31 protein-coding genes are annotated in these 26,083 nt (G+C 62.7%); 16 read left to right on the plus strand and 15 right to left on the minus strand.

Annotated elements, in window-relative coordinates; all coding sequences use genetic code 11:
* The first annotated feature begins 69 nt into the window (after positions 1 to 69).
* Positions 70 to 909, plus strand: coding sequence for a 3-methyl-2-oxobutanoate hydroxymethyltransferase (gene panB / locus YU3_RS0134655; RefSeq protein ID WP_027170429.1), 840 nt, complete (start codon positions 70 to 72; stop codon positions 907 to 909).
* Entirely contained in the window at positions 906 to 1,757 is an 852-nt protein-coding gene (gene panC, locus YU3_RS0134660) for a pantoate--beta-alanine ligase (protein WP_027170430.1), read from the plus strand. The genes panB and panC overlap by 4 nt, the downstream gene beginning before the upstream one ends.
* 101 nt (positions 1,758 to 1,858) lie before the next feature.
* On the opposite strand, the gene YU3_RS0134665 is transcribed toward panC, so the two are convergent.
* The 5 genes from YU3_RS0134665 to YU3_RS0134685 form a co-directional block, all read right to left on the minus strand.
* Positions 1,859 to 2,557 (minus strand): AIM24 family protein, encoded by a 699-nt coding sequence (locus YU3_RS0134665; protein WP_027170431.1) that lies wholly within the window; start codon positions 2,555 to 2,557, stop codon positions 1,859 to 1,861.
* A gap of 121 nt (positions 2,558 to 2,678) precedes the next feature.
* Positions 2,679 to 3,167 (minus strand): GNAT family N-acetyltransferase, encoded by a 489-nt coding sequence (locus YU3_RS0134670; protein ID WP_027170432.1) that lies wholly within the window; start codon positions 3,165 to 3,167, stop codon positions 2,679 to 2,681.
* Between the two features lie 4 nt (positions 3,168 to 3,171).
* Entirely contained in the window at positions 3,172 to 4,671 is a 1,500-nt protein-coding gene (gene gatB / locus YU3_RS0134675; RefSeq protein ID WP_027170433.1) for an Asp-tRNA(Asn)/Glu-tRNA(Gln) amidotransferase subunit GatB, read from the minus strand.
* A 157-nt stretch (positions 4,672 to 4,828) separates the two neighbouring features.
* The gene (locus YU3_RS0134680) at positions 4,829 to 5,260 is read right to left on the minus strand and encodes a CBS domain-containing protein (RefSeq protein ID WP_027170434.1); all 432 of its coding nucleotides are present in this window, start codon (positions 5,258 to 5,260) and stop codon (positions 4,829 to 4,831) included.
* A gap of 218 nt (positions 5,261 to 5,478) precedes the next feature.
* Positions 5,479 to 6,216, minus strand: a complete 738-nt coding sequence (locus YU3_RS0134685; RefSeq protein ID WP_027170435.1) for a rhomboid family intramembrane serine protease — start codon at positions 6,214 to 6,216, stop codon at positions 5,479 to 5,481.
* A gap of 422 nt (positions 6,217 to 6,638) precedes the next feature.
* On the opposite strand from YU3_RS0134685, the gene YU3_RS0134690 reads away from it, so the two are divergent.
* The 5 genes from YU3_RS0134690 to YU3_RS0134710 all read left to right on the plus strand — a co-directional run bounded on the left by YU3_RS0134690 (position 6,639) and on the right by YU3_RS0134710 (position 10,656).
* Entirely contained in the window at positions 6,639 to 7,277 is a 639-nt protein-coding gene (locus tag YU3_RS0134690) for a PAS domain-containing protein (RefSeq protein WP_027170436.1), read from the plus strand.
* Between the two features lie 172 nt (positions 7,278 to 7,449).
* A complete protein-coding gene (locus YU3_RS0134695) occupies positions 7,450 to 8,067 on the plus strand; it encodes a PilZ domain-containing protein (protein WP_027170437.1) in 618 nt (205 codons plus the stop codon).
* A gap of 367 nt (positions 8,068 to 8,434) precedes the next feature.
* A complete protein-coding gene (locus YU3_RS0134700) occupies positions 8,435 to 9,040 on the plus strand; it encodes a transglutaminase-like cysteine peptidase (protein WP_027170438.1) in 606 nt (201 codons plus the stop codon).
* A gap of 308 nt (positions 9,041 to 9,348) precedes the next feature.
* Positions 9,349 to 10,098: an NYN domain-containing protein gene (locus YU3_RS38345; RefSeq protein ID WP_156913711.1), complete on the plus strand. Its 750-nt coding sequence runs from the start codon at positions 9,349 to 9,351 to the stop codon at positions 10,096 to 10,098.
* A gap of 6 nt (positions 10,099 to 10,104) precedes the next feature.
* Positions 10,105 to 10,656: an ankyrin repeat domain-containing protein gene (locus YU3_RS0134710; protein ID WP_027170439.1), complete on the plus strand. Its 552-nt coding sequence runs from the start codon at positions 10,105 to 10,107 to the stop codon at positions 10,654 to 10,656.
* 25 nt (positions 10,657 to 10,681) lie between these two features.
* Here the strand turns inward: YU3_RS0134710 and YU3_RS0134715 are convergent, their stop codons facing one another.
* Together YU3_RS0134715 and YU3_RS0134720 are read right to left on the minus strand one after the other, a co-directional pair.
* Positions 10,682 to 11,209: a gamma carbonic anhydrase family protein gene (locus tag YU3_RS0134715; protein WP_027170440.1), complete on the minus strand. Its 528-nt coding sequence runs from the start codon at positions 11,207 to 11,209 to the stop codon at positions 10,682 to 10,684.
* Positions 11,210 to 11,227: 18 nt separating this feature from the next.
* On the minus strand, positions 11,228 to 11,572 hold the full coding sequence (locus YU3_RS0134720) for a hypothetical protein (RefSeq protein WP_027170441.1): 345 nt from the start codon (positions 11,570 to 11,572) through the stop codon (positions 11,228 to 11,230).
* Positions 11,573 to 11,680: 108 nt separating this feature from the next.
* Between YU3_RS0134720 and YU3_RS0134725 the strand changes: the two genes are divergently transcribed.
* Positions 11,681 to 12,409: a hypothetical protein gene (locus tag YU3_RS0134725; protein ID WP_027170442.1), complete on the plus strand. Its 729-nt coding sequence runs from the start codon at positions 11,681 to 11,683 to the stop codon at positions 12,407 to 12,409.
* 131 nt (positions 12,410 to 12,540) lie between these two features.
* Complete coding sequence (locus tag YU3_RS0134730; protein ID WP_027170443.1) at positions 12,541 to 13,779, plus strand: cytochrome P450; 1,239 nt, start codon at positions 12,541 to 12,543, stop codon at positions 13,777 to 13,779.
* A gap of 129 nt (positions 13,780 to 13,908) precedes the next feature.
* Here the strand turns inward: YU3_RS0134730 and YU3_RS0134735 are convergent, their stop codons facing one another.
* From YU3_RS0134735 to YU3_RS0134755, 5 genes are all read right to left on the minus strand, one after another.
* The gene (locus tag YU3_RS0134735) at positions 13,909 to 14,253 is read right to left on the minus strand and encodes a cupin domain-containing protein (RefSeq protein ID WP_027170444.1); all 345 of its coding nucleotides are present in this window, start codon (positions 14,251 to 14,253) and stop codon (positions 13,909 to 13,911) included.
* Between the two features lies 1 nt (position 14,254).
* On the minus strand, positions 14,255 to 15,535 hold the full coding sequence (locus YU3_RS0134740; RefSeq protein ID WP_027170445.1) for an O-acetylhomoserine aminocarboxypropyltransferase: 1,281 nt from the start codon (positions 15,533 to 15,535) through the stop codon (positions 14,255 to 14,257).
* A gap of 159 nt (positions 15,536 to 15,694) precedes the next feature.
* Complete coding sequence (locus YU3_RS0134745; RefSeq protein ID WP_027170446.1) at positions 15,695 to 16,216, minus strand: CoA-binding protein; 522 nt, start codon at positions 16,214 to 16,216, stop codon at positions 15,695 to 15,697.
* The gene (locus YU3_RS0134750) at positions 16,213 to 16,995 is read right to left on the minus strand and encodes an AAA family ATPase (RefSeq protein WP_027170447.1); all 783 of its coding nucleotides are present in this window, start codon (positions 16,993 to 16,995) and stop codon (positions 16,213 to 16,215) included. Before YU3_RS0134750 ends, YU3_RS0134745 begins: the two co-directional genes overlap by 4 nt.
* 43 nt (positions 16,996 to 17,038) lie before the next feature.
* Entirely contained in the window at positions 17,039 to 17,860 is an 822-nt protein-coding gene (locus YU3_RS0134755) for an enoyl-CoA hydratase (RefSeq protein WP_027170448.1), read from the minus strand.
* 153 nt (positions 17,861 to 18,013) lie between these two features.
* On the opposite strand from YU3_RS0134755, the gene YU3_RS0134760 reads away from it, so the two are divergent.
* The 5 genes from YU3_RS0134760 to rpsI all read left to right on the plus strand — a co-directional run bounded on the left by YU3_RS0134760 (position 18,014) and on the right by rpsI (position 20,331).
* On the plus strand, positions 18,014 to 18,463 hold the full coding sequence (locus YU3_RS0134760) for a PaaI family thioesterase (RefSeq protein ID WP_027170449.1): 450 nt from the start codon (positions 18,014 to 18,016) through the stop codon (positions 18,461 to 18,463).
* A 50-nt stretch (positions 18,464 to 18,513) separates the two neighbouring features.
* Positions 18,514 to 18,705, plus strand: a complete 192-nt coding sequence (locus tag YU3_RS0134765) for a type II toxin-antitoxin system HicA family toxin (RefSeq protein ID WP_027170450.1) — start codon at positions 18,514 to 18,516, stop codon at positions 18,703 to 18,705.
* A 28-nt stretch (positions 18,706 to 18,733) separates the two neighbouring features.
* The gene (locus YU3_RS0134770) at positions 18,734 to 19,132 is read left to right on the plus strand and encodes a type II toxin-antitoxin system HicB family antitoxin (protein ID WP_027170451.1); all 399 of its coding nucleotides are present in this window, start codon (positions 18,734 to 18,736) and stop codon (positions 19,130 to 19,132) included.
* Between the two features lie 264 nt (positions 19,133 to 19,396).
* Positions 19,397 to 19,861 carry a 50S ribosomal protein L13 gene (gene rplM / locus YU3_RS0134775; RefSeq protein ID WP_027170452.1) on the plus strand — a complete coding sequence of 155 codons (465 nt, stop codon included), beginning with the start codon at positions 19,397 to 19,399 and terminating at the stop codon, positions 19,859 to 19,861.
* Complete coding sequence (rpsI, locus tag YU3_RS0134780; protein ID WP_036260393.1) at positions 19,861 to 20,331, plus strand: 30S ribosomal protein S9; 471 nt, start codon at positions 19,861 to 19,863, stop codon at positions 20,329 to 20,331. Before rplM ends, rpsI begins: the two co-directional genes overlap by 1 nt.
* A gap of 57 nt (positions 20,332 to 20,388) precedes the next feature.
* Here rpsI and YU3_RS0134785 read toward each other — a convergent pair whose 3' ends face one another.
* Entirely contained in the window at positions 20,389 to 21,297 is a 909-nt protein-coding gene (locus YU3_RS0134785; RefSeq protein WP_027170454.1) for a LysR family transcriptional regulator, read from the minus strand.
* Between the two features lie 95 nt (positions 21,298 to 21,392).
* Here YU3_RS0134785 and YU3_RS0134790 point away from each other — a divergent pair, with 95 nt between their 5' ends.
* The gene (locus YU3_RS0134790) at positions 21,393 to 22,265 is read left to right on the plus strand and encodes an aldo/keto reductase family oxidoreductase (protein WP_027170455.1); all 873 of its coding nucleotides are present in this window, start codon (positions 21,393 to 21,395) and stop codon (positions 22,263 to 22,265) included.
* 206 nt (positions 22,266 to 22,471) lie between these two features.
* On the opposite strand, the gene YU3_RS0134795 is transcribed toward YU3_RS0134790, so the two are convergent.
* Together YU3_RS0134795 and YU3_RS0134800 are read right to left on the minus strand one after the other, a co-directional pair.
* A complete protein-coding gene (locus tag YU3_RS0134795) occupies positions 22,472 to 23,530 on the minus strand; it encodes a glycerophosphodiester phosphodiesterase family protein (RefSeq protein WP_027170456.1) in 1,059 nt (352 codons plus the stop codon).
* Positions 23,531 to 23,739: 209 nt separating this feature from the next.
* Positions 23,740 to 24,954, minus strand: coding sequence for an acyltransferase (locus tag YU3_RS0134800; protein ID WP_027170457.1), 1,215 nt, complete (start codon positions 24,952 to 24,954; stop codon positions 23,740 to 23,742).
* 127 nt (positions 24,955 to 25,081) lie between these two features.
* Here YU3_RS0134800 and speB point away from each other — a divergent pair, with 127 nt between their 5' ends.
* Complete coding sequence (gene speB / locus YU3_RS0134805) at positions 25,082 to 26,083, plus strand: agmatinase (protein ID WP_027170458.1); 1,002 nt, start codon at positions 25,082 to 25,084, stop codon at positions 26,081 to 26,083.

Below are 26,083 nucleotides of genomic sequence, written 5' to 3' on the forward strand. Positions count from 1 at the left end.
CTTGCCAAGCGCGGCCTGTCTTTCTAAAGCTCGGCCGCCCGTTTCGGGCGCGCCTGAGGGAGGTGACGATTGACCCGGGATTCGTCCGCCGACAGCCGGATCAGCGCCGAAGACATTCGCCGCCGCAAGGGCGGCGTGCCGATCGTCTGCCTCACCGCCTACACCTATCCTGTCGCCCGCCTGCTCGATCCGCATGTCGACCTGCTCCTGGTCGGCGACAGCGTCGCCATGGTCCTGCACGGGCACGCCACGACGCTCGGCGCCTCGCTGGAGATGATGATCGCGCATGGCCAGGCCGTGATGCGCGGCTCGGCCAAGGCCTGCGTCGTGGTCGACATGCCGGCCGGCAGCTATGAGGCTTCGCCGGCGCAGGCCGTGGCGTCGGCAAGGCGCATCGTCGAGGAAACAGGCTGCCAGGCCGTGAAGCTCGAGGGCGGCGTCGGCATGGCCGCCCAGATCGCGGCGATCTTCGCCGAAGGAATACCGGTCATGGGCCATATCGGGCTGCAGCCGCAGTCGGTAGAGAAGGACGGCGGCTACAAGATCAAGGGCCGGACAAAGGACAATATCGCTGCCCTGTTCCGCGATGCCGAGGCGGTTGAAAAGGCCGGCGCCTTCTCGGTCGTCATCGAGGGCACGATGGAGGCCGTGGCCGCGAAGCTGACCCGTCATATTTCCATACCGACCATCGGTATCGGCGCCAGCGCCGACTGCGACGGCCAGATCCTGGTGATCGACGACATGGTCGGCATGACCGTCGACCGCGTGCCGAAATTCGTCAAGCAATATGCGGACTTGCGCGGTGTGATATCGGATGCGGCGGCGCGTTATGCCGCAGAGGTGCGCAGCCGCGCCTTTCCCAGCCACGACCATGTCTTTACGACCACACCCCGCAAGGACAAGACATGAACGAGCCAATCGTCGTAGACAGCGTCACCGCCCTTCGCTCGCAGGTCCGGGACTGGCGGCGAGCCGGTCTCAGGGTCGCCATGGTGCCGACCATGGGCGCGCTGCATGACGGCCATATCTCGCTGGTCAGGATCGCGCTCGAACGGGCCGAGCGCTGCGTCGTCTCGATCTTCGTCAATCCGACCCAGTTCGCGCCGGCGGAAGACCTCGACAAATACCCGCGCCAGCTGGCGCGGGACCTCGACCGGTTGCGGGATGCGGGCGCCCATCTCGCCTTCACGCCGGGCGTGGGTGAAATGTACCCCGCCGGATTCGCCACGAAGATCTCGGTGGGCGGCCCCTCCCGCGGCCTCGAGACTGATTTCAGGCCGAATTTCTTCGACGGCGTCGCGACCGTGGTGGCCAAGCTCTTCCTGCAGGCGGCGCCCGATTGCGCCGTGTTCGGCGAGAAGGATTACCAGCAGCTTTGCGTCGTCAGACAGCTCTGCCGTGATCTCGACCTGCCCGTCGAGATCATCGGCGCGCCAACGGTGCGCGACGCCCATGGCCTCGCCATGTCGTCGCGCAATGCCTATCTCGGCGAGGCCGAGCTCGACATCGCACGCAAGTTCAACGTGATCCTGCGGCAGACGGCGGCGTCACTTACGGCCAAGGCTGATGAAGCCGGTGCCATGGATGCCGCCGCCAATGCCCTTGTCTCTGCGGGCTTCCAAAAGATCGACTATGTCGCCGCCCGCGCGAGCGTCACGCTCGGACCCTGGCAGCGGCATCGCGACGGCCGCCTGCTCGCGGCAGCCTGGCTCGGCACGACGAGACTGATCGACAATGTGGAGATCCCCGCAAGCTGACCGGGCGATATCCCGGCACGTGTGTCGCTGCGCGCCACGGCGTCATCTTCATTTGCGCCGGCCAGATCGCCGCCGCTGCGCTTTACATGATCGCGTGACGCCTACTCTTCCGACGGCATATGCAGATACATCGACTGGATGCCGACACGGCCCGGCCCGGTGAAGCGATTGACGACGAAATTCATGTTGGCGCCGAAGAAGCCGCTGGAAAGCCTGTCGATCCTGGTATCCATCTTCACCGAAGCGTCCTTGAACAGCCAGCCGCCGGGCTCGATGTCGATGGTCTCGCCGGGCGCAAGCAGCTTTTCGAAGACATTGCCGTAGCCGTGCAGCCAGACGATGCCGTCGCCGGTCTCGCCACGGAAGCGGTCGATGAAGAAACCGCTCTGGCCAAACAGCATCGTTCCCAGGCCGCGCACCCGCTCGAAGGTGTAGTCGACGCTGGCGGTCGCGGCCAGGAACTGGTGCTCGCGCACCTGGATCTCCTCGCCGCGCCGCAGATGGATCGGCACGATATGGCCCGGCCCGTCACGGCTGAAGGCGATGACGCCCGGCCCGGACGCCTCGGTGACGAATATCTGCATGCCGGCAATCATTCGCTTCAGCGCGCCCTTCAGCGACTTCAGGACGATGGTGATCGTCGTGTTCTTCCACAAGAGGATGTGGTGTTCGAAATAGACCGGCATGTTGGTCACATCGACCGACAGCACCGGCACCAGTTCACCGGCGACGTGATAGGTCACGCCGCCAAAAGTCTCGTCCGACACTTCGGTCGGCATCAGTTCCGGCAAGCTCGGCATGCAATCCCCGCGCCGTCGCGCCGCCTCTGCCTTATGGAGGGTGGCGACGCCGGCGAGGAGCAGCCTTGATCGCGCGGATCGGCCTGATCAAATCAAAACCGCGCGATGAATAAGGAATGCCCTAGCCGAGCCGCTTCTCCAGGATGAGCGCGGGCAATCCCGAATTGCTGCCGCAATCCGCTGTCCTACCTGCCGGCCGGAACCCGTTCGCCTCGTAGAAGGCGATCGCCGCGGCATTCGCTTGCTCGACCTCGAGGCGCAGCGTGCGCATCTCCGGAAAGCTGGCCTCGACCTCATCGAGCAGCGACTGGCCGATCCCCTGCCGCTGGCAGGTCGGATGCACGTAGAGCTGGTTCAGGAGGACGATCTTGGGGTCGGTCGTGGCGGCGGCGAAAGCCATGCCGCCGAGCCGCTTGCCATCGTCGGCGACCAGGAACTCGGAATTCGGCCGCGCCAGCCGCGCCTTGAGCGAGGCGATCGAATGCCAGTCGTCGGTGATAGCCGTGACCCGCTCGACGCCGTAGATGGCATCATAGGTCGCGTGCCAGGTCTCGACCAGCAGCGCCCGGATGGCGCCCAGGTCACGCTCGCTGGCGGTGCGGACGAACATCACCCTATTCGATGCCGAGCTTGGCCTTGACGAGGTCGTTGACCGCCTGCGGGTTGGCCTTGCCGCCGGTCGCCTTCATCACCTGGCCGACGAACCAGCCGGCCATGCTCGGCTTGGCGCGCGCCTGCTCGGCCTTGTCCGGGTTGGAGGCGATCACCTCATCGACCGCCTTTTCGATGGCGCCAGTGTCGGTGACCTGCTTCATGCCGCGGCTCTCGACGAGCGCGCGCGGATCGCCGCCCTCGTTCCAGACGATCTCGAACAGATCCTTGGCGATCTTGCCGGAAATGGTGCCTTCCTTGATCAGGTCGAGCACAGAGCCCAGCTGCTCAGGCGAAACCGGAGCATTTTCAATGCCTTTTCCGGCCTTGTTCAACTGACCCAGCAGATCGTTGATGACCCAATTGGCGGCGAGCTTGCCATCGCGCCCAGCCGCCACCTTCTCAAAATAGTCGGCAACCGGCTTTTCCGACACCAGGACGGAGGCGTCGTAGGCTGAAAGACCGAGCGTGTCGACCAGCCGCGCCTTCTTGTCGTCGGGCAGTTCCGGCAGGTCCTTCGCCAACGCATCGACATAGGCCTGATCGAACTCCAGCGGCAGAAGGTCGGGGTCCGGGAAATAGCGGTAATCGTGCGCTTCTTCCTTTGAGCGCATCGAGCGCGTCTCGCCCTTGACGGCGTCGAACAGGCGCGTCTCCTGGTTGATGGCGCCGCCGTCTTCCAGGATGGCGATCTGCCGACGCGCCTCATAGTCAATGGCCTGGCCGATGAAGCGGATCGAGTTCATGTTCTTGATCTCGCAGCGCGTGCCGAATTCGCCACCCGGACGGCGCACAGAGACGTTGACGTCGGCGCGCAGCGAGCCCTCGTCCATGTTGCCGTCGCAGGTGCCGAGATAGCGCATGATCGAGCGCAGCTTCGTCACATAGGCCTTGGCTTCATCGGCCGAGCGGATGTCGGGCTTGGAGACGATCTCCATCAGCGCGACGCCGGAGCGGTTGAGATCGACATAGGACATGGTCGGGTTCTGGTCATGCATCGACTTGCCGGCATCCTGTTCCAGATGCAGGCGCTCGATGCCGACCTCGATGTCCTCGAACTCGCCCTGGCGGTCGGGGCCGACGGAGACGATAACCTTGCCCTCGCCGACGATCGGTTGCTTGAACTGCGAGATCTGATAACCCTGCGGCAGATCCGGATAGAAATAGTTCTTCCGGTCGAAGACCGACTTGTGGTTGATCGCGGCCTTCAATCCCAGCCCGGTGCGGATTGCCTGCTTGACGCATTCCTCGTTGATGACCGGCAGCATGCCGGGCATCGCCGCGTCGACGAGGCTGACATTGCCGTTGGGCGCCGCGCCGAACGACGTCGAGGCGCCGGAGAACAGCTTGGCTTCCGAGATCACTTGCGCATGCACTTCGAGCCCGATGATGATCTCCCAGTCGCCGGTGGCGCCGGGAATCAGCCGTTTTGCGTCGGGGGTGCGGGTGTCGATGATGCTCATGGAGGCCTACGGATTGGAAACGTGATTTTCACGTCAAAAGTGAAAGTCACTCGCTAGTCCAAACCGCCCGGCGAAACAAGCGCAAAGCCGCGCGCAGGCCCCGGGCAGCTTGCGCTTACATGCCGCCGGCTGCCCGCCTGCAGTTCCTTCCCGCCCGCTAGGCGGTGGCGATATAGGCCCTGATCTCCTCGGCCTCGCGCTCGACATCCTCGATGCGGCGCTTGACCACGTCACCTATGGAAACGATGCCGTCCAACTGGCCGCCCTTTTCCACCGGCAGATGGCGGAAGCGGCCTTTCGTCATGATCTCCATGACCTCGTTGACGGTATGGTTTTCGTTGCAGATCTTCACCTTCGGCGTCATCGCCGAACGCACGGCGATGTCGAGCGCTGCTGCGCCCTCCTTGGCCACCACCCGCACGATGTCGCGCTCCGAGAGAATGCCGACGATCTTGCGATCGCCGTTGGTGATGACGAGCGCGCCGATCCTGTGCTCGGCCAGCATGCGAATGGCCTCGCTCAGTTTTTCATTGGGCCCGAGCGTGAACACGTCATGGCCCTTGCTTTCAAGAATTGCCTTAACCGTCATGGCGTCCTCCACTGCCGTTGACGCCGGCTCCCCGCCCCGACCGGCTTTTGCGCCCCGGCGCCCTTGCGAAGGCACCAGGTGGCTTAAAGCGCGTCGAAGCGCGCTTTAAGCTTATGTTTTGATGCAAGTCGTTCTCCCAAAACCGCTTCGCGCTTTTGAGCGACATGCATGGCAACATGGTGCGCCGTGATTGGTTGCATTTCAAGTGGAAGCGGGTCTCAGACCGCAGGCGATGGACGATCGAAAAAACGCAGTCCGAAAAAGCCGGCGACGAAGCCGCCGATATGAGCTTCCCAGGCGATCTGGCCGTCGATGCCCGGCGCGAAGCCGAGCAAGCCTGTAGCCAGATTTATGACCATCCAGACGCCCAGAAATGTCATGACACCGCGCGAGCGCAACACCGCCGCGATCGGCAGTGGCTCGCCGGCGAAAGCTGCCTTGCCGGTCGAGCGGTCGACCCGAAAACCAAAGCGCGCCGCCGCTCCCATCATGCCGGAGATCGCGCCCGACGCGCCGACCAGCGGCATCTCGCCAAGCGGATGGAGCGCCCAGAAGAGTGCGACCGAGGCGAGGCCTGTTACCGCGAAGAACAATGCGAAACGAAGCGTGCCAAATCGGTTGGCCAAAGGCGAACCAAACGCGGCAAGCCACACCATGTTGATCAACAGATGAGCCACGCCGCCATGCAGGAACGCGTAGGTGAAAGGGCTGGAAAAGGAATAGAAATCAAGGTCGTATCGGCCGGAATAGCGAATGGGGACGAACGCTGCCCGAACGAGCAGGGCGAAGTCCTGGTCATCGGTGAGCAGATAGACGCGCACCAGATGGACCGCCACGCATATGCCGATCACCGCCAGCACCGCAGGCGGCAGATTGAACACCGGCTCGCGACGAGGCGGCTCGGGCGCCTCTTCCGGCCTCGGTTCGGTTTCAGCGGGGCTTACAGGTTCGCTCATGCGCCTTTGCAGGTCTGGGACTCTGGTTCGGCGAGCATGTAGATCACGGCCGCTCGAATCACAAACAGCCAATCGCCACAGCTCCCGAGCAAAAAAGGCGAATCAGAACAGGCGCGAATCAAAAAGAAGGCCGTTCAGGATTTCCCTGAACGGCCGGTCGAGCCCCCTGCTCCCCATAAACCCTTGACTGAAAGTGCTGCCGATCGCTGCTGAAACGACCGTTTTGGAGTGGTTTTGGTGTGCCACACGCCTCCGTGGCGCGCAATGTAAACCACTTGTTAACCTTAACGACCCCGAAGGGTGAACAAACGTTAACGATGCTGGCACGCATCCTGCTCCGCACCGCATGAAGGTCATCGGAGGGCACCCTGTCTGTTCGCCGATGGGACATCAAAAGACAGATTGTGCGGAGCGGAATGGAAATGAAAGAAAAAGGATCGATCGCGCTGTTCCAATATTGGAACCAGCTGCGTGATGGTCGCCTTGCTCCGAAGCGATCGGAAGTGGAGCCGGCGGACATCAAATCGCTTTTGGCCGACACCTTCATCCTCGAGCGCGACACCCGTGGCGAAGCGGTGTTCCGGCTGGCCGGCACAAGGCTCTGCGCCTATTACGGGCGCGAGCTCAAAGGCTTCTCCTTTCCTTCGCTCTGGCGCGAGAAGGACCAGCGGCTGGTGTCGCGGCTCATGCAGGGCGTCTTCGATCAGAAATCGGTCCTGCTCATGACTTACGAGGGTTTCAGCCGCAACGGCCGTTCCAACAAATTCGAGCTTCTGGCGCTGCCACTGGACGGGGGCGCCGCGAATCCGCGCTGCCTCGGCGTCATCAGCACCGCCGATAAACCGTTCTGGTTGGGCGCCGACCCGCTCGCCGATGCGCTCATCGACACGATCCGGGTGATAGATCCCGAGAAGGAGCCGGTGTTCCTGAAGAACCGGCCGGCGATCGAGGTGCCCTCGCTCGTTCCGTCCGAATTCGATCCCCCGGAAACCATTTCGGCACTCGGCCGTGTGCGCCGCATCCGCCATCTCGTCGTCCTCGACGGCGGGCGTCACGAATAAGCTCCGCCGCGTCCGGTTTCTGCGTCGCCCGCGTTGGTTTTTCTGTCTTCTACCAGCCTTGGGGCTTAGGCTTTCGTGGCCGATTTTTCCCGTTTGTTAACCTGCTTCGCTGTAGTTTTGGGATGAAATTCCTCGCATCGTCGCGCGGAATGCCAACGAGGTGCAGGCGGTCATGAGGTCAGCGGCGGTAGAATATGCACCGTCACGAGCTGAGCGGCGCAACTTTCAGCGTGTCCGGGTCAAGATTTACGGACGCTTCATGCTGGAAGACCGCACCGAGCATCCGTGCCAGGTGATCGACATGTCACCTGGCAATGTTGCGCTGCGCACTGACCGCATCGGCATGCCGGGCGAGAAGGTAATCGCCTATATCGACCATATCGGCCGTGTCGAAGGCGTCGTGACGCGCACTTCGCAGGACGGCTTCGCCATGACCGTCATCGCCTCCGATCGCAAGAAGGACAAGCTTGCCGCGCAGCTGACCTGGCTTGCCAACAAGCATGAACTCGACCTGCCGGAGGATCGTCGCCATGAGCGTGTGGCGCCACGCAATCCGATGAGCGTCCTGCAGCTCACCGACGGGCGCCAGTATCAGTGCCGCATCATCGACCTGTCGCTTTCCGGCGCAGCGGTCGAGATCGACGTCAAGCCGGCGATCGGCATCCAGGTCATGCTCGGAACCATGCGCGGCCAGGTGGTGCGCCATTTCGAGGACGGCGTCGCCATAGAGTTCGCCGTCATCCAGCGGCCGGAAACCCTGGATCAAGAATTCAACGCGCCGCGGTCCTGACGCGACCGCACGGCAAGCGCAGAGCGAACCGGCCGATAACGGCCGGTTTTTTTTGTTGCCTCGCTCTTTTGGCGGACCGGACGCAGACCGCCTGAAGCGCGTCGCGCAGAAGCGGATTCAGGCGACGCGCTTTAGGTCTTGTTTCGATACATGTCGTTGTCCCAGAACCGCTGCGTACATCTAGGCAACATGCATTGGCGCGCCATCAGGATCTGATGCGAGATGGGCAAAATCTGAATAATCCGGGATCGCGATAGTTCAAATTTTATGTTTATTCTACTGGCGTTTTACTCAATGTCTACTTCGGGTTTTTGCCTCAAATAAATCCCATCGTGGCACAGTCTTCTCAAACGGGGAGACTACCATAATGAAAATGACGAGGGGCAAGCTGTTGCTCTTGGCAATGGCGATGCAGCTTTCCGCGTGGGGAACGGCAAGCGCGGGACCGGCTTTCATGCATACGGGTGGCCGCACCACCCAGCCGGTCGGTCACTATGATTTCTGCCAGCGCATTCCGGTCGAATGCAACGAGCGGACGCCGAAGGGCCTGCCGGTCGAACTGACGCGCAAGCTTTGGGCGACCATCGTCAACGTCAACAATTCGGTCAACACCCGCGTCAAGCCGCGCACCGACATGGAGATCTACGGTGTCGAGGAATACTGGGCCTATCCCGACAACGGCGTTGGCGATTGCGAAGACTATGCGCTGGAGAAGCGCCGCGCGCTGATGGCCGTGGGCGTCCCGGCGGGGAATTTGCTGATGACGGTGGTGCGCCAGCCGAATGGCGACGGCCATGCCGTGCTGACCGTGCGCACCAGCCTCGGCGAATTCATCCTCGACAATCTCGAGCCGAAGGTGCTCGCCTGGAACGACACGGTCTACACCTATCTCAAGCGTCAATCGACCGAGAATTCGGGTGTTTGGGTCACCATCAACGACGGCCGCGACGACGCCGTCGCCAGCGTCCGCTAGGACGCAAGAGCATGTCGCCCGACAGCGCACAGCGGTTTTGGGCAAGGACATGCACGAAGCGGTCAAGCGCGGCGCAATGATGCGGCGCGCTTAACGAGAAAACCCGGTCGAGTCCCCACCCTCCCCGTCCCCAACGACCGGGTTTTAGGAGCCGGCCCCCGTCCCCGGGGCCGGCTCCGCTATTTCTGGCGATACCGTTACGGTGGCCTGTTTGGGGCGCCTTCTGCTACAACATAGAAAGCGTGAAACTCGTTTCCGGTTTTGTCCGGTCCGAAACTCCATCGCGCGCCAGCCTTGGGACGTTCTGCATGCCGACCGAACCCCGATCACCTCGCCTTGCGGTTCTCATCGACGCCGACAACGCCTCCGCGAAGATTGCCGACGGACTGTTCGAGGAGATCGCGAAAATCGGCGAGGCAAGCGTTCGGCGCATCTATGGTGATTTCTCGAACGCCCGGTCGAAGGGCTGGGCAGAGGTTCTGTCGAAGCACGCGATCATTCCGCAGCAGCAGTTCGCCTACATCACCGGCAAGAACGCCTCGGATATCACACTGGTGATCGACGCGATGGATTTGCTTCATAGCGGCCGCTTCGACGGTTTCTGCCTGGTTTCTTCCGACAGCGACTTCACTCGCCTTGCTGCGCGGATACGCGAGCAAGGCGTCGACGTGTTCGGATTTGGGGAGCAAAAGACCCCGGAGAGCTTCCGGCAGGCATGTCGCCGTTTCGTCTATACCGAGAACCTTCTCCATAGCGTGGGGAATGCTCAAGACGCCGTTCCGGCGACGAAGCCGCTTCAGGCGCCGAAGGCCGCTACGCCCATTCTGAAGAAGGTCATCGGCCAGATGGAGAGCGAGGATGGCTGGGTGCTCCTGGGCACTTTCGGCAAGCAGCTCTCAAATCTCTTTTCCGATTTCGACCCGCGTACCTACGGCTTCAGCAAACTGAGCGATCTGGTAAGGAAAACGGCCGCCTTCGACATCGAAAATCCCAAAGGCGGGTCCATGCGGATACGGGTCAAGCCCGCCGAGAAGAAAGGGAGAGGCAGATCCGAGTAAGCCATCGTGTTAGAGATCCCTGAAGACCGCTGCGAGCGCGCCAAGCTGTTCAAGGCGATCGACGACGCCTTCAAAGCAGGTGATTTCGAGACCCTTGGCAAAGCGCTCGGCGGCTCGGCGCGCTGGTTCGGCGAGAAGATGCCGTTCGAGCTCGGCCTCGGCCATCCGCTGGAATATGCCATCTATTGGAGCCCGGCCGCGTTCGTCACCGCCTTGCTCGGTGCCGGGTCGAGCCCGAATTATGAGGATCACGCCGGGTTTCCCTCGATCATTGCCGCATTGTCGACGGACCGGCCGGACCGGCTGGACGTCATCCATATCCTGCTCGCGCATGGCGCCAACCCTGATATGCGCGGTGTGAACGACTGGACGCCGCTTCACTATGCGGTAGCCCGGCGTGACGTTGAAGCGATCCGCCTGCTGCTCCTGTCAGGCGCGGACCCGACGCTGAGGACCCGTATCGACGACTACGAAACGGCACTGGAAGGCGCGGAGCAGGCAGGCTTCGAAGCCGGCGCTTCCCTGCTGCGTGAAGCGATGAACAACCGCCACGTTTAACGGTGCGCGAAGCGGCTCGCCGCCACTACACTGCCTTCAGCTTGGCCTTGAAGCGTTTGGCGTTGGCTACATAGTGGGAGGCCGAGACGCGCAGGCGCTCGATCGCCGGGTCGTCGAGCGTCCTTATCACCTTGGCGGGCGAGCCGACGATCAGCGAATTGTCCGGAAAAACCTTGTTTTCCGTCACCAGGGCGCCCGCGCCCACCAGCGAGTTGTTGCCGATCCTGGCGCCGTTCAGCACGATGGCGCCCATGCCGATCAGGCTGTTGTCGCCGATCGTGCAGCCATGCAGCAGCGCCCTGTGGCCGATCGTGCAACCCTCGCCGATGGTCAGCGGAAAGCCCGGATCGGTGTGCATGATTGTATGCTCCTGCACATTGGTGTCGGCGCCGATCGTAATGAGCTCGCCATCGCCGCGGATGACGACGCCGAACCAGAAGCCGGCGTGGCGGCCGATCCTGATATTGCCGATCAGCGTGGCGTCGGGTGCAATCCAGTTCGTATCGGCGTCCTCGAACCCGGGCGCCTTCCCATCGATCGCATAGATCGGCATTTTCGCCTCCGAATCGTCTCAACCAGAGAATTCGAAAGACCCTAAGTTGGCGGTCGCCCAGGATGCAATGGCGATGAGCACGACGCCTAGGGCCAGCGCCCAGGCAATGGCCGTGCAACCGCAGGACAATAGCGCCATCGTGCCGATGCGGCCCTCGCGCCGGGCGGCCAAGGCCTCGTTGGTGAGCATGAACGGCCCGGCGCAAGCCGTTGCGGCGAGCGAACGCACGATATGGACCGGCGAAACATAGGGTTCGGCAAAGGCCAAGCGTCGGCCGGACAGCAGTTCCATGGCCGACCCGACCAGCCCGCAAGCGGTGAGACCGACCGCAAAAGCGTAAAGAACAAGCACAACGGGACCCATGTTTACCAACCGTTTACCATGAAAACGCACAGTCGTGCCAACGCGCTGCAAGAGCTGTGCCGCGCAGGCTGTGCCGCCGAAGGACAGGTGGCGGATCGGGGATCGCAAATGAAAGAGGCAACCGTCGCCGAGAGCCCGGACTTCGAGGTTGTCGATTCGACGCTGATGAAGCGGGTCTTCTATGTCTTCGCGGCGCTGGCGCTGCTGTCGGTTGCTATCAGCGTCGGTGGCAAATGGCTCGGCCGGTCGATCGCCATGGCCGGCTATACGGACGACGCGACGGTGCACCAGATCGTCATGGGCAACAATCTGATCAGCGTGCCGGCAAACCTCATCCGCTTCGACCAAGCGCGACGCGACGGCATCGCCTCGCGTCTCGATCTCTATCTGCGCTATCCCGAGATGGACGGCTACAGCACGGCCGCGCGCGACGACTTCAATCGTACGACGACCAGGAAGATCATTTTCCTGTCGTTCGAGCCACGGATGATGTCGCGCGACATGAGCGGCCGGTTTGCGCCGATCTACAGCGCCCTGATCGAAAAGCCGGGCACACCCGGTCCGGGCGGGACGATGGTTTATGCCTTCACGGAAAAATCAGGCTATCTGAACGAGGTGCTGGCCGTCGCCGAGCGCCCCGGCAGGGATCCGTTCGTCGCCCGCTGCCTGAGCGGGCCGAGCGCCGAGGAATCGCTGGCGCCCTGCGAACGCGACATCCAGGTCGGCGACGACCTCAGCCTCACCTACCGCTTTCCACGCGAACTGCTCGCGAACTGGCCGGCACTTGACGCGGCAATCGCCGCCAAGGTGGCAAGCGTCCTGAAAGCCGGACATTAGCGGTTCCACTTATCGCTCCTATTGGGCTGTGGACTTCGAACTGGCCAATCGAAACACCCAATTCCAGAACCGCACATATTCGAAATGCTGGCTGCGTGCATCGGCTGACAAGGCGCGGTATTGGTCAACCCATGATGCCAGCCTATCTCGACTTCTACCCCGCCAGCCGCCGCCTGCGTCTCGACCCACACGAGCCGGCCTTCGTGCAGAACCCTTATGAGGCCTACGCCTTCCTGCATGGCGCCGCGAATGCCTTCTTCTGGGAAGACTATGGTTTCTGGTGTTTCGGCGGCTTCGATGACGTCAACCGCCTGCTGCGCGACCGCCGCTTCGGCCGCCAGAACCCGGCCGGGATTCCCGACAGCCGCGGCGTGGGCGACGACCGCTCGCATCTCGTCGCCTTTGATGCGATCGAGGCCAATTCCATGCTGGAACTGGAGCCGCCGGTGCATACGCGGCTGCGCACGCTGGTCAACCGCGCCTTCGTCTCACGCCAGGTCGAACGGCTGCGGCCGCGCATCGAGGCATTGGCCAACGAGCTGATCGACAGGTTCGCGCCAAACGGCGTCGACCTTCTGCCCGCCTACGCCTCGCCCTTGCCGATCACCATCATCGCCGAGATGCTCGGCGTTCCGGTCGAGATGGGGCCGCAACTGCTCGACTGGTCGCATCAAATGGTCGCCATGTACATGCACGGCCGCACGCGCGAAACCGAAGACACGGCCAACCGCGCCGCGCGCGATTTTTCCGACTTCCTGCGCGGCTACGTCGCCGAACGGCGCAAGAAGCCGGGCGACGATCTCCTTTCGCTGCTGATCGAGGCGCGGGACAATGGCCAGAAGCTTTCGGAAGACGAGCTGGTTTCGTCAGCCATCCTGCTGCTCAATGCCGGCCATGAAGCGACCGTGCACCAGACTGGCAACGCGGTGCGCTCGATCCTCGCGCAAGGCGGCGACCCGCGCCGCTTCTTCGAAACGCAGGAGAGAAACGCCGCGGCTGTCGAGGAATGCCTGCGCCACGACGCGCCGCTGCATATGTTCCTGCGCTACGCCTATGAGGAGATCGAAGTTTCGCCGGGCATATTGGTCAAGCCAGGCGAGACGGTCGCGATGCTGCTCGGCATGGGCAATCACGACCCCTTGGCCTTTGCCAAACCCGATACATTCAACCCGGCCCGTGCGGACCAGAAGAATGTTTCTTTCGGCGCCGGCATCCATTTCTGCATCGGCGCGCCCTTGGCAAGGCTTGAGCTGCAGGTCTCGCTGAAAACGCTGTTCGACCGGCTGCCGAAGTTGCGCCTGGCTGAGACGCCGCGCTTCCGCGACAGCTATCACTTCCACGGGCTGGAGAGGATTGCAGTCACGTTTTGAGTTGAGGCCTACGCGATTTCATCATCCGTGAACGTAGCGACGCGAAGCGGAGCGCAGACCCGAGGATTCATGCCGTTACCTTGATCCTGGGTGCAGCGGAGCAGAATTCTGCACCGTGGTAGCCGCCATTCAAAGCCGGATCACATATTCCTTGCGCGTGGTCTCCAGCACTTCCCAGGTCCCTTTGAAACCCGGCCGCAGCACGAAACTGTCACCTGCCCGCATGGTGCGCGCCTCACCGTCGTCCTCGGCGATGATCGAAACGCCGGACAGGATGTGGCAGAACTCCCATTCGTCATAGACGATGCGCCACTTGCCCGGCGTCGATTCCCATATGCCGGCATAGAGGCCGCCATCGCGTTCTTCGACATTCCAGGTGCGGAATTTCGGATCGCCCGAGATCACCCGGTCCGGGGCCGGCACGCCGGCCTCCGGTTCGACGCTGTCGACATCGACCACAAGAAACGCGGACATATCAGACCTTGCCGAGCGCCTGATCGAGATCGGCGACGATGTCGTTGACGTCCTCGATGCCGATCGACAGCCGCACCGTGTCCGGCCCGGCGCCGGCCTTGACCTTCTGCTCGTCGGAAAGCTGGCGGTGCGTGGTCGAGGCCGGATGGATGACCAGCGACTTGGTGTCGCCGACATTGGCGAGATGCGAGAACAGTTCCAGCGCCTCGACGAACTTGACGCCGGCCTCGTAGCCGCCCTTGAGGCCGAAGGTGAAGACGGCGCCGGCGCCCTGCGGCGAATATTTCTTCTGCAGCGCGTTGTTCCTGTCGCTCGGCAGTCCGGGATAGTTCACCCAGGCAACCTTGGGATGGTCGGAGAGCCAGCCGGCGACGCTAGCCGCATTGTCGCAATGGCGCTGCATGCGCAGCGGCAGCGTCTCCAGGCCGGTCAGGATCAGGAAGGCGTTGAAGGGCGAGATCGCCGGGCCGATGTCGCGCAGGCCAAGCACGCGCGCGGCGATGGCGAAGGCAAAATTGCCGAAGGTCTCGTGCAGCACAAGGCCGCCATATTCGGGACGCGGCTCCGACAGCATCGGATATTTGCCTGACTTCGACCAGTCGAAGGTGCCGCCGTCGACAATGGCGCCGCCGATGGAATTGCCGTGACCGCCGATGAACTTGGTCAGCGAATGCACGACGATATCGGCGCCGTGCTCGATCGGCCGCACCAGATAGGGCGAGGCCAGCGTGTTGTCGACGATCAGCGGCAGGCCGTGCCTGCGGGCGATGTCGCCGATCTTCTCGATGTCGACGAAGATGCCGCCGGGATTGGCAAGACTTTCGATGAAGATCGCCTTGGTCTTGTCGTCGATCTGGCTTTCGAAAGTCGCTGGATCATTTGCTTCGGCCCAGCGGACCTCCCAGCCGAAATTCTTGAAGGCGTGGCCGAACTGGTTGATCGAACCGCCATAAAGCTTGTTGGCGGCGACGAAATTGTCGCCGGGCTGCATCAGATTGTGAAAGACCAGCACCTGAGCGGCGTGGCCGGAAGCGACGGCAAGCGCCGCGGTGCCACCCTCCAGCGCTGCCAGTCGCTCCTCGAGCACCGCTTGCGTCGGATTCATGATGCGGGTGTAGATGTTGCCGAAGGCCTTCAGTCCGAACAGCGAGGCGGCATGGTCGGCATCGTCGAAGACAAAGGAGGTGGTCTGGTAGATCGGCGTGGCGCGGGCGCCGGTTGCGGGATCTGGCTTGGCGCCGGCATGAACGGCTAAAGTGTTGAAACCGGGCGTACGGGTCATCGAGACCTCCCTCTCAAATCTTTCAAAAATCGCCGGGCATTCTTGGCGAAGCCCGAGTTGGAATGCAAAGAAGAAAATACCTTTCGGGGCACGATCTGCGACGAACGCCCGGGAAAATCCATTTCGTCCCGGAATAATTTTGCGTGAGTTATCGCGTGCCTATTTCTGCCGTACGCCAAAGCTCTGGAAGCCCTGTCGCATTATCGGCTTCTTCGACGACAGAACGCCGGAGTTGACGCCGGTCCAGCCGATCTCGCCGGACAGCTTGCCATATTCGATCTTCGGGCAGCGGTTCATCACCACCCTGATGCCGGCCGCCTCGGCGCGGGCAGCCGCCTCGTCATGGCGCACGCCGAGCTGCATCCAGAGAACCTTGGGCAACGGATCGAGCTTGAGCACCTGATCGACGATCCCCGGCACCGCCGACGAGGCGCGAAAAATATCGACCATGTCGACCGGCTGCGGCAGGTCGGCCAGGCTGGCATAGACAGTGCGGCCCAGGATCTCCTTGCCGGCATGGCCAGGATTGATCGGGAACACCGAAAAGCCCTTGGCGAGCAGATACTTCAGCACGAAGTAGCTCGGCCGTACGTCGTTGGGCGATGCGCCGACCATCGCGACGGTCTTCACCGCGTTCAGGATGCCGGCGATGTAGGCGTTGTCGTAGGTCTCGTGATTCATGGCTCGTCCTCATACAGCGCTTCGGCGAGAAAGACAGCCGGATCGCTGCAGAAGTCGCGCATCATGCGAAAATGATCGGTGTCCTGAAAATCGATCAGGTCGAGCCCGGAGCGGCTGATGCGGAAGAGCCGCGCGTTCGGGCAAGCCATCAGCAGCGGCGAATGCGTTGCCATGATCACCTGCGCGGTGCCGGAGCGCTCCATGCGCTGAAGCAGCTTCAGCAGCTCGATCTGGCGCGTCGGCGAGAGCGCGCTTTCAGGCTCATCGAGGATGTAGATGCCTTGCCGCCGGCAGCGCTCCTCGAAGAAGCGGATAAACCCTTCGCCATGCGACCAGGACAGGAAATCGGGCGGTGGTGGCTTGAACGGATCCTCGAGCGCCGCCCGGTCGAGATAGCGTGCGACGGAATAGAAGGATTCAGCCCGGAAGAACCAACCGGCGGTGACCTTCGGCAGCCAATGGCCGCGCAGCGTGTCAGCGAGGGACGCGCCGCTTTTGTCGATGGCAATGGAATGGTCGACCGGGCGGTAGCCCTTGCCGCCGCCGGCCTCGTCATAGCCGGCCAGCGCGCCGATGGCCTCTAGCAATGTCGATTTGCCGGTGCCGTTCTCGCCAACGATGATGGTGATGGCGCTCGTGAATTCGAACTCGAATTCGCGGGTCTGGAAGATCGGCAGGCTCCAGGGATACTTTTCCCAGTCCGCGACCCGAGACGGCTCAAGCAGGATGCGCTTGAGATAGGGCGCCTTCAGCCGCGTCAGTTGCTTGCGGGCGGCCACGTCGAACCTTCAGCGATGGAATGGCGCGGCTTCATTCAAACCGCTACTCGTCGGTCCATTCGGGCTTGCGCTTGCCGATGAAGGCGCCGATGCCTTCCTCCGCATCCCGCGCCAGCATGTTCTCTACCATCACGCGGCCGGTATAGGCATAGGCGTCGGCCAGCCCCATTTCGGCTTGGGCGTAGAAAGCTTCCTTGCCGGTCTTGACGACCAAAGAGGATTTGGATGCAATGGTTTGCGCGTATTTGTTGACAATCTGATTCAGATATTCGCGCGGCACGATGCGATTGATCAGGCCGAAATCCTTGGCGGTCGCGGCGTCGATCGTCTCGCCTGTCAAAAGCATTTCCATCGCCTGCTTGCGCGAGATGTTGCGCGACAGCGCCACCATAGGAGTCGAGCAGAACAGGCCGATATTGACGCCAGGCGTGCAGAAGGTCGCCTCGTGCGAAGCGATGGCAAGGTCGCAGCTGGCGACCAGTTGCAAGCCGGCGGCAGTGGCGAGACCGTCGACCTCGGCGATCACCGGCTTCGGATGGCGCACGATCGTCTGCATCAATTTCGCGCAGGCCGCGAAGGTCTTTTCGAAGAAGGCCTTGCCGCGATCCGCTTCAGCACGATGCGCCGTCATTTCCTTGAGGTCGTGGCCGGCGCAGAACACCTTGCCGGACGCCGCCAGGATGATGACGCGCACGGATTTGTCGGCCTTCACGCGATCGAACTCGGCCTGCAGCGCCACCATCGTCGCCAGCGAGAGCGCATTGGCCGGCGGGCTGGCGAGCGTGAGGCGTAAAACGCCCTTGTCCTGGCTGACAACAATGGGGCCATCGGCGATGGCGGGCTTTATGGCAACGACTTCAGCCATTCGCAAAACCTCTCGATTTGCTCCCGCAGCCCATGGAGCAACAGAACTAGCATGCTGCCGGTTGAAGAACAGCCGCGAGGCGTGTTTTCTCCGTCGCACCGTTTGGTCCAGGCCATTCGCCCGGAGCTTGCCATCTCATATAGGATGCCGCCCATGCCAGCCCAAAGCAATCTGAAGCCAATGCTCAACGCGGCCGAAGTCAATGCACTGATGGCAAGCGTCTATCCGCAGCTCAACGACAACTTCACCTCCTACGAGGCGATCGATGTGTTTCCCGGCGGCTGCACGGTGCGGCTCAATGCCGATGAGCGGCATCTGCGTCCCGGCGGCACGGTCTCGGGCCCGGCCCTTTTCACGCTGGCCGACATCGGCGGTTATGTCTGCGTGCTCAGCCATGCCGGGCCGGACGCGCTTTCCGTGACGGTCAACCTCGACATCAACTTCATGCGCAAGGCGGGGGCAGGGCCGATCGACGGCCATTGCCGGATTCTGAAGCTCGGCAAAAGCCTGATGGTGTTCGACATCGACATCGTCGCTGGACCGAACGGCCAGACCGTGGCGCACGCCACCGGAACCTATTCAATCCCGCGGAAGTCCCCTTAGGCTTGAAACCACTGCAAGATGTGTATATTTATGCGCATGGGTGACATGTGATCGAGCGTGACAGTCGCCGTATTATAAAACGTCTGAAGGACGATGGCTTCGAATTGATTTCGATTCGGGGCTCACATCACAAATTCCGGAAAGGCGCCGTTGTGCTTGTCGTTCCGCATCCCGAGAAGGATTTGCCAGTCGGCACCGCTCGCGCGATCGCCAAGCAGGCCGGCTGGATTCAGACGACCTAAGTCGTGCGCAGGAAGTCAGGAGGCCTTGATGAAGAACTATTTCGCGTTGGTCGAGAAGGATCCGGACAGCGCGTTTGGCGTTCGCTTTCCGGACATTCCTGGCTGCTTTTCAGCCGCGGATGAGGCCGAGGATATCGTGCCGAATGCAGTCGAGGCACTTCAGCTTTGGGCCGAGGACATGGCCGTTCCAGAGCCTTCCAATCATGAGGCGGTCGTATCGCGTCCGGAAATCCGTGCGGCCTTGGTCAAGGGAGCGTATCTGGTCTCGGTGCCGCTAATCGACAATGACAGCGCGGTGGTTAGAGCCAATGTGACGTTCGAACGCGGTGTCTTGCGCGCGATCGATGCCGCAGCCCGCGAGCGCGGCATCACCAGATCCGCATTTCTCTCAAGCGCCGCCCGCAAGGAAATCGAGGCTAAGCACTAGCTGGAGGCAATAGGTGCAGGTCAATCTTGTGGTAAAATAGTACCTTTCAATCAAGCTATTGTTTTTGCTATATTTTATTCACCAAGTTCGTTTTGCATTACCTTGACGCATTCGGCACCCTCGCCTATAAGCCGTCTCGAAGCAGCGGCCCTTAACGGCCGCCGTTTTGTTATTGGCGGGCACAGCCGCTCCGTCAATCCAAGCAACAAGAAACGCCTTTTCATGTCCCTGGCGGACGGGAAAGGTCAACCTGAGAGCAAAACCATGGCTACCTTTTCGCAGAAGCCTGCGGATGTGGTGAAGAAGTGGGTGCTGATCGACGCCGAAGGTCTCGTCGTCGGTCGTCTGGCCACTGTCATCGCCAACCATCTGCGCGGCAAGCACAAGCCCACCTTCACCCCGCATGTCGATGATGGCGACAACGTCATCGTCATCAATGCCGACAAGGTGGTGTTCACCGGCAAGAAATACACTGACAAGGTCTATTACTGGCACACCGGCCACCCTGGCGGCATCAAGGAGCGCACCGCGCGCCAGCTGCTCGAGGGCCGTTTCCCCGAGCGCGTCGTCGAGAAGGCCGTCGAGCGCATGATCCCGCGTGGTCCGCTTGGCCGTCGCCAGATGAAGAATCTCCGCGTCTATGCGGGCACTGAGCATCCGCACATCGCCCAGCAGCCCGTCACGCTCGACGTGGCCAAGCTGAACTCCAAGAACAAGAGGGCTTCGTAATGGCTGAGCTTTCCTCGCTCGCAGAACTCGGGACCGTCGCCGCGCAACCGGCCGCGCCCGTGCATGTCCAGAAGCTCGACAAGTCGGGCCGCGCCTATGCCACCGGCAAGCGCAAGAACGCCATCGCGCGCGTCTGGGTGAAGCCGGGCTCCGGCAAGATCACTGTCAACGACAAGGAATTCGCGAGCTATTTCGCGCGCCCGGTGCTGCAGATGATCCTCAACCAGCCGATCGTCGCGGCCAATCGCGCCGGGCAGTACGACATCATCGCCACCGTCATCGGCGGTGGCCTCTCCGGCCAGGCCGGTGCGGTTCGTCACGGCATCTCCAAGGCGCTGACCTACTACGAGCCGGGCCTGCGCCCGGTGCTTAAGAAGGGCGGCTTCCTGACCCGCGACAGCCGCGTGGTCGAGCGCAAGAAGTACGGCAAGGCCAAGGCCCGCCGCAGCTTCCAGTTCTCCAAGCGCTAAGCGTTACGGGATCCAAGCTTTCGAAAAGGCCGCCTGGGGGCGGCCTTTTTGTTTCCGCTACCAGTGCCCAGTTGGTGCCTTGATGTAATCGATGAAGGCGCGCAGCGGCGCGGGCACCAGCCGGCGCCCGGGATAATAGAGGAACGGCCCCGAGAAGTTTTGCCACCACGGCTCCAGTACCGGCTCCAGAACGCCACTCTCGAAATATGGGCGCACCCAGTCCTCGAACAGCCAGAGAATGCCGACGCCGGCGATCGCCGCATCGATAGCGAGATCGACGCCTCCACCGATGCTGACGACCAATGGTCCGGTGGTATCGACCCGCACCACCTCACCATCCCGCTCGAATTCCCAGGGCGTCATGACCCCGCTCGGAAAGCGGCCGCGCACGCAGGCATGGCCAAGCAGGTCACGGGGATGTTGCGGCCGACCGTGCCGGTTAAGGTAGGCCGGCGCGGCGGAGGTGGTGAAGCGCTGCGTGCGCGGTCCGATCGGCACCGCGATCATGTCCTGCTCCAGCCGCTCGTCATAGCGGATGCCGGCATCGCAGCCGGCCACCAGCAGATCGATAAAGTTCTCCTCGGCGATCACCTCCAGGCGGATGGCGGGATAGGCCGCGAGAAATCCCGGAACGATCTTGGGCAGCACCAGCCGCGAAGCGCTTATCGGCACATTGAGGCGCAAGGTGCCGGCGGGCCGGTCGCGAAAGCCGTTTACCACATCGAGCGCGGCCTCGACCTCGCTCAAAGCCGGGCCGAGCCGCGCCAGCAGGCCGGCACCAGCCTCGGTCAAAGCGACGCTGCGCGTGGTGCGGTTGAAGAGCCTGACGCCGAGCTGGGTTTCCAGACGGCGGATGGCTTCGCTGAGCGCGGACGCACTGCCGGCCGTGGCGCGGGCGCCCTCGCGAAAGCCGCCGGCGCGTGCCACGGCCATGAACGCCTGGAGATCGTTGAGTTCAGCCGCCATTGTTCGAAAATCCGCACAAGCCGTTTCGACTATACCCAATTATCATGACAGCGGCCATGGCCTATCTCCCTCGCCGACAGCGAAGGAGAACCACAATGTCCAGCGTAGACAAATCCGGCACTTACAAACTCGGCGACCGTTCGGTCCGGCGTCTCGGCTACGGCGCCATGCAGCTCGCGGGCAAGGGCGTGTTCGGTCCGCCGAAGGACCACGACGCGGCCATCGCCGTGCTGCGCGAAGCGGCGGCGCAAGGCGTGAACCATATCGACACAAGCGATTTCTATGGCCCGCATGTCACCAACAGGCTGATCCGTGAGGCGCTGGCGCCCTATCCCGACGACCTCGTCATCGTCACCAAGATCGGCGCCCGCCGCGGCGACGATGCGTCCTGGCTGCGGGCCTATTCGCCGAAGGAGCTCGAGCAAGCCGTGCATGACAACCTTCGCAACCTCGGACTCGAGGTGCTGGACGTGGTCAATCTGCGCCTCATGTTCGATGTGCACGGGCCAGCGGAGGGCTCGATCGAGGCGCCGCTGACCGCGCTTGCCGAATTGCAGCGCAAAGGCCTGGTGCGCCATATCGGCCTCAGCAACGTCACCCGGACACAGATCGCTGAAGGCCGGCGGATCTGCGACATCGTCTGCGTGCAGAACCAGTACAATCTGGCGCACCGGGACGATGATGCGCTGATCGACGACCTCGCCCGCGACGGCACCGCCTATGTGCCGTTCTTCCCGCTCGGCGGGTTCAGCCCGCTGCAGTCCTCGACGCTGTCGGGCGTGGCGAAACGGCTCGGCGCGACGCCGATGCAGGTGGCGCTGGCGTGGTTGTTACGGCGTTCACCCAACATCCTGCTGATCCCAGGCACGTCATCGGTTGTGCATCTGCGGGAGAATCTTGCGGCGGCGGAGCTGGAGTTGTCGGGGGATGTGCTGAGGGAATTGGACGGAGTCGCGAAAGCAGCTTGAGGTCGGCGCCGCCCCCCCCGCCCCGCTGCTGCGCAGCGACCTCCCCATCAAGGGGAGGTAGGGCACCGCGCCCGTCTTTCGCAACCGTGCGGCTTGCCACAACCTTTTGCAGTCTTCGGTCGTTGGCGAATAGCCGCGACCTCCTACCTCCCCTTGATGGGGAGGTAGGGGCGAAGCGCCGGGTGGGGTGAAGCGCCGACCCCAGGCTAATTGATGCTCGCCGTATGCGCCGGCTCAGCCTGCTTGACATCCGTCGTGTATGGCACCCGATAACCATTCGCTCCCAGCCAGTCGATCGCCGCCTTCGGCTCGTCGGTCTGGATGATGGTGGCGCCGCGGTCGACCCAGAAACCCCAGGCTTCGCGCGGCAGGCTGGCGGCGACCGCCAGCTCATCGCCACGACCGCCGGCGAGGAAGCCGCCCGGCTTGTTGACGATGGCGTAGGTGTCAGCCCAGAGATGCCAGTCGCCGCGCACCGCTTCCGCGCGCATGCGGGTGCTGAACAGTTGACCGCCGCTCGTCGTCAGCGTCTCGGCACCGTTGCGCCAGTTGATCAGTTCCATGGCGCGCGGTGCAAACGCGTTGTCGACCTCGCCAGCAAAAGCAGAACCATGCACCGCGTCGTCAGCGAGGATCGGCATGAACTGGAAGCCGCCGCCTGCCTGGGCAAGCGCGGCCCTCGCAGCGTCGATGCGCTGGCGGTTCCACAGGTTCTCCTTGACGATCACCTGATCGGCCATGCCGAGATCGCGGGCGATTGCAATCATTCCCGGCAGATCGGTTACCTCGAGCTTGTTGTCCAGGTTGATCAGGATCCTGTCCCTGGTGGTGAGCAGCATCTCGCGCAGTGTCGAAACCGTCTCACTGGTGACGGCGCCCGTGCCCTCGATCACCAGCCGGCACTTCTTCAGCTCGGCAAGCGTATAGCTCACCACCTCGCCTTTGCAGGTGGTGGTGCGGTCGAGCCAGCTGTCATGCATGACGACGAACTCGCCGTCCTTCGAACGCCTGATGTCGACCTCGACGATCTCGGCGCCGATCGCGATCGAGCCCTCGACCGCGGCGAGCGAATTCTCGGCGTAAAGCGTCTTGCCGGCCTGCATGCTGCCGGCGCGGTGCGCGGCGATCATCACATGGTCGCGCCACTGGTTGGCGTGTTCGAAGCGGTCGAGGATTTGGGCAGCGCGTGTCTCGCCGGCAAAGCTTTGGCCAGAGATTGTGGCAAGCGCGGCGGACAGAAGAAGGCTCAGCCAGAGTGTTCGCATCGGGAATCGCTCCGTTCCGGATCGCAATCCGGTTAAGCGACGCCCATGACAGGCAGGTGAACGAAGCCGGCTAGCGGTTAGAGCGGCTCGCCGTTTCGCGGAAACGGCGAGCCGCTCAACCTTCTTGTTTTTGGCGCAATTCCGGACGGAAGGGCTACGGCGAAGTCGCCGAGCCTAACCGCTTCACATTTTTCCTGGAATTGCTCGGGTCAAATCCGCTTGGAAAGACGGCGGAACCAGGCCAGCGCCGGCATTTCGACGAAGTGCCAGGTGAACCAGGACGCTACGATGACGGCGATCAACATGGCGATCAAAGCCAGAAAACCGATCCATGGCGAGCCGGTGCCGAAGCCGGTCGCATGGTCGCCGCGCAGCATCAAGTCGCCGACGATGCCGAGCCCGAGCTTGCGTTCGATCAGGCCGCCGACATTGATCATGCGGGCCTGGACGAAGATGTGGATCATGTAGATCGAATAGGAGAGCGAGCCGAGCAACAGCATCGGCCGGCTGCGCAGCAATGCGCTGACCCATCCGCCTTCATGGGCGAAAAGATAAAGCGCCAGCGCGAAGACGACCGGCGCCGCAATGCCGGTGTCGTTATCTCCCGCCGCCGAGACGAACAGCGCGATCACCGCGATCATCGCAAGCTCAGCCAGCGTCCAGGCGAGGCGCCCTGCCCCGCCGCTAAGCGCGTGTCGCGCCTCTGCAATGGAATCGTGCTGAAACCATGCGAGCAGCGCGCCGAGCGAGAAGCCGTAGAGGCAGCGGATGAAGCCGAAATCGAAGGACACGTCCATATGACGCGTCGACAGCGCAAGCAGGAAAAGGGGCGCCGTCACGGCTGCGGCGACGAACCATATCCAGGCACGCTGGCCGGCGGTGAAGACGACGGCGGCAAAGAGCAGATAGGTGAAGAACTCGGCCGAAATGCTCCAGCTTGGCGCGTTCCAGCTCAGATGATCCGCAACGCCCATGCCCTGCAAGAGGAAGAGGTTGGCGACGAGGCTTCTCAGGTCGAAACCGGCGGTGAAGGGTGCGGGACCCGTTCCGTGCAGGGCTGGCAGGACAAGGCGCAGCGCCTCGAAGCCGGCGAAAGCGGCAAGCATCAGGACATGCAGCGGATAGATGCGGCCAAAGCGTACCAGCGCGAACCGGGCAAGATCGTCCTGCTCATTCAGCCGGCTGCCATAGGCGCTGGCGATGACGAAGCCGGAGAGCACGAAGAAAAAGTCGACGAACAGATAGGAGCCGCCGACAAAGGCGCTCTGCGAAACCATCGAGGTGGTGGGGAAGTGGAACAGCGCCACCAGCAGCGCGCAGATGCCGCGCCAGGAATCCAGCACCAGGAAGCGCTCGCCGGCCGCCGTGCCGACACGGGTCGCCGCGGGTGCCGGTACAAGGTTGAGCAAGGCGGTCTCAGCCATAATGATACAGATCCTGTGTTGCCGTGGCACTCGCCGAGCGCCGCTCCGTTTCCGCAGGCTGTGACTGGCATGTTGCGTGCCGGTTCTGTAGTGGTGGCTGCCCCCCGATGAGAACCGAGGATCCGTAATGGCGAATAAAGAGATCGACCACGCGTTCACCGCCCGTTCGAAAACGGGGGCGGCTCTTGAGCCAGCCTATTCCGGCGCGCTGTCGTTCATGCGGCGCAAATACACCAAGGACGTGAAGGGCGCGGACGCCGTCGTGTGGGGCATTCCTTTTGACGCCGCCGTGACCAACCGGCCGGGCGCCCGCTTCGGGCCGCAGGCGATCCGCCGTGCCTCGGCAATCCTCGAGAACGATCCGCAATATCCGTTCTCGCGCGACCTGTTCGAGCACCTCTCGGTGGTCGACTATGGCGATTGCCTGCTCGACAGCGGCAACCACCAGAAGACCCCCGGCACGATCGAACGCGAGGCGGCCAAGATCCTGAAATCAGGCGCGTTCCTGCTGACGCTCGGCGGCGACCATTTCGTCACCTGGCCGCTGCTCAAGGCGCATGCCGCCATCCACGGGCCGCTGGCGCTGGTGCAGTTCGACGCGCATCAGGACACCTGGCCGGATGACGGCAAGCGCATCGATCATGGCTCCTTCGTTGCCCGCGCGGTGAAAGAGGGGATCATCGATCCGGACCGCTCGATCCAGATCGGCATCCGCACCCATGCGCCCGACACGTTCGGCATAAAAATCCTCTTTGGGCACGAGGTCGAGGAAATGCGCGCCTCCGACATCGCCTATGCGATCGTCGAGCGCACCGGCGGCAAGAAGACCTATCTCACCTTCGACATCGATTGCCTGGACCCCGCCTTCGCGCCCGGCACCGGCACGCCGGTCGCCGGCGGCCCGTCTTCGGCCAAGATGCTGTCGACGCTGCGCCAACTCGGCCAGATCGACATCGTCGGCGCCGACGTCGTCGAGGTTGCGCCGGCCTATGATCATGCCGATATAACGGCGATAGCCGGATCGATCATCGCCATGCACTATCTCGGCCTGCTGGCGGAGCGAAAGGCAAGGCTTGACGAATTAAGCAACGGCAATCATGCAGCGGTAAATCACGCGCACGGCATATAA

The organism is Mesorhizobium sp. WSM3224, from assembly GCF_000427725.1.
In the GTDB taxonomy this organism is placed as follows: Bacteria; Pseudomonadota; Alphaproteobacteria; order Rhizobiales; family Rhizobiaceae; genus Mesorhizobium.

Excerpts from the sequence above, each read along its gene's own strand:
- YU3_RS0134740 (WP_027170445.1), bottom strand. The coding sequence starts at position 15,535 with ATGACCCGTACGCCCGGTTTCAACACTTTAGCCGTTCATGCCGGCGCC.
- YU3_RS0134730 (WP_027170443.1), top strand. The coding sequence starts at position 12,541 with ATGATGCCAGCCTATCTCGACTTCTACCCCGCCAGCCGCCGCCTGCGT.
- YU3_RS0134685 (WP_027170435.1), bottom strand. The coding sequence starts at position 6,216 with ATGAGCGAACCTGTAAGCCCCGCTGAAACCGAACCGAGGCCGGAAGAG.
- YU3_RS0134695 (WP_027170437.1), top strand. The coding sequence starts at position 7,450 with ATGAGGTCAGCGGCGGTAGAATATGCACCGTCACGAGCTGAGCGGCGC.
- YU3_RS0134690 (WP_027170436.1), top strand. The coding sequence starts at position 6,639 with ATGAAAGAAAAAGGATCGATCGCGCTGTTCCAATATTGGAACCAGCTG.
- YU3_RS0134680 (WP_027170434.1), bottom strand. The coding sequence starts at position 5,260 with ATGACGGTTAAGGCAATTCTTGAAAGCAAGGGCCATGACGTGTTCACG.
- YU3_RS0134715 (WP_027170440.1), bottom strand. The coding sequence starts at position 11,209 with ATGCCGATCTATGCGATCGATGGGAAGGCGCCCGGGTTCGAGGACGCC.
- speB (WP_027170458.1), top strand. The coding sequence starts at position 25,082 with ATGGCGAATAAAGAGATCGACCACGCGTTCACCGCCCGTTCGAAAACG.
- YU3_RS0134665 (WP_027170431.1), bottom strand. The coding sequence starts at position 2,557 with ATGCCGAGCTTGCCGGAACTGATGCCGACCGAAGTGTCGGACGAGACT.
- YU3_RS0134790 (WP_027170455.1), top strand. The coding sequence starts at position 21,393 with ATGTCCAGCGTAGACAAATCCGGCACTTACAAACTCGGCGACCGTTCG.
- YU3_RS0134745 (WP_027170446.1), bottom strand. The coding sequence starts at position 16,216 with ATGAATCACGAGACCTACGACAACGCCTACATCGCCGGCATCCTGAAC.
- panC (WP_027170430.1), top strand. The coding sequence starts at position 906 with ATGAACGAGCCAATCGTCGTAGACAGCGTCACCGCCCTTCGCTCGCAG.
- YU3_RS0134735 (WP_027170444.1), bottom strand. The coding sequence starts at position 14,253 with ATGTCCGCGTTTCTTGTGGTCGATGTCGACAGCGTCGAACCGGAGGCC.
- rplM (WP_027170452.1), top strand. The coding sequence starts at position 19,397 with ATGGCTACCTTTTCGCAGAAGCCTGCGGATGTGGTGAAGAAGTGGGTG.
- YU3_RS0134785 (WP_027170454.1), bottom strand. The coding sequence starts at position 21,297 with ATGGCGGCTGAACTCAACGATCTCCAGGCGTTCATGGCCGTGGCACGC.
- YU3_RS0134800 (WP_027170457.1), bottom strand. The coding sequence starts at position 24,954 with ATGGCTGAGACCGCCTTGCTCAACCTTGTACCGGCACCCGCGGCGACC.
- YU3_RS0134770 (WP_027170451.1), top strand. The coding sequence starts at position 18,734 with ATGAAGAACTATTTCGCGTTGGTCGAGAAGGATCCGGACAGCGCGTTT.
- gatB (WP_027170433.1), bottom strand. The coding sequence starts at position 4,671 with ATGAGCATCATCGACACCCGCACCCCCGACGCAAAACGGCTGATTCCC.
- YU3_RS38345 (WP_156913711.1), top strand. The coding sequence starts at position 9,349 with ATGCCGACCGAACCCCGATCACCTCGCCTTGCGGTTCTCATCGACGCC.
- YU3_RS0134720 (WP_027170441.1), bottom strand. The coding sequence starts at position 11,572 with ATGGGTCCCGTTGTGCTTGTTCTTTACGCTTTTGCGGTCGGTCTCACC.
- YU3_RS0134760 (WP_027170449.1), top strand. The coding sequence starts at position 18,014 with ATGCCAGCCCAAAGCAATCTGAAGCCAATGCTCAACGCGGCCGAAGTC.
- YU3_RS0134670 (WP_027170432.1), bottom strand. The coding sequence starts at position 3,167 with ATGTTCGTCCGCACCGCCAGCGAGCGTGACCTGGGCGCCATCCGGGCG.
- YU3_RS0134755 (WP_027170448.1), bottom strand. The coding sequence starts at position 17,860 with ATGGCTGAAGTCGTTGCCATAAAGCCCGCCATCGCCGATGGCCCCATT.
- YU3_RS0134700 (WP_027170438.1), top strand. The coding sequence starts at position 8,435 with ATGAAAATGACGAGGGGCAAGCTGTTGCTCTTGGCAATGGCGATGCAG.
- YU3_RS0134795 (WP_027170456.1), bottom strand. The coding sequence starts at position 23,530 with ATGCGAACACTCTGGCTGAGCCTTCTTCTGTCCGCCGCGCTTGCCACA.
- YU3_RS0134725 (WP_027170442.1), top strand. The coding sequence starts at position 11,681 with ATGAAAGAGGCAACCGTCGCCGAGAGCCCGGACTTCGAGGTTGTCGAT.
- rpsI (WP_036260393.1), top strand. The coding sequence starts at position 19,861 with ATGGCTGAGCTTTCCTCGCTCGCAGAACTCGGGACCGTCGCCGCGCAA.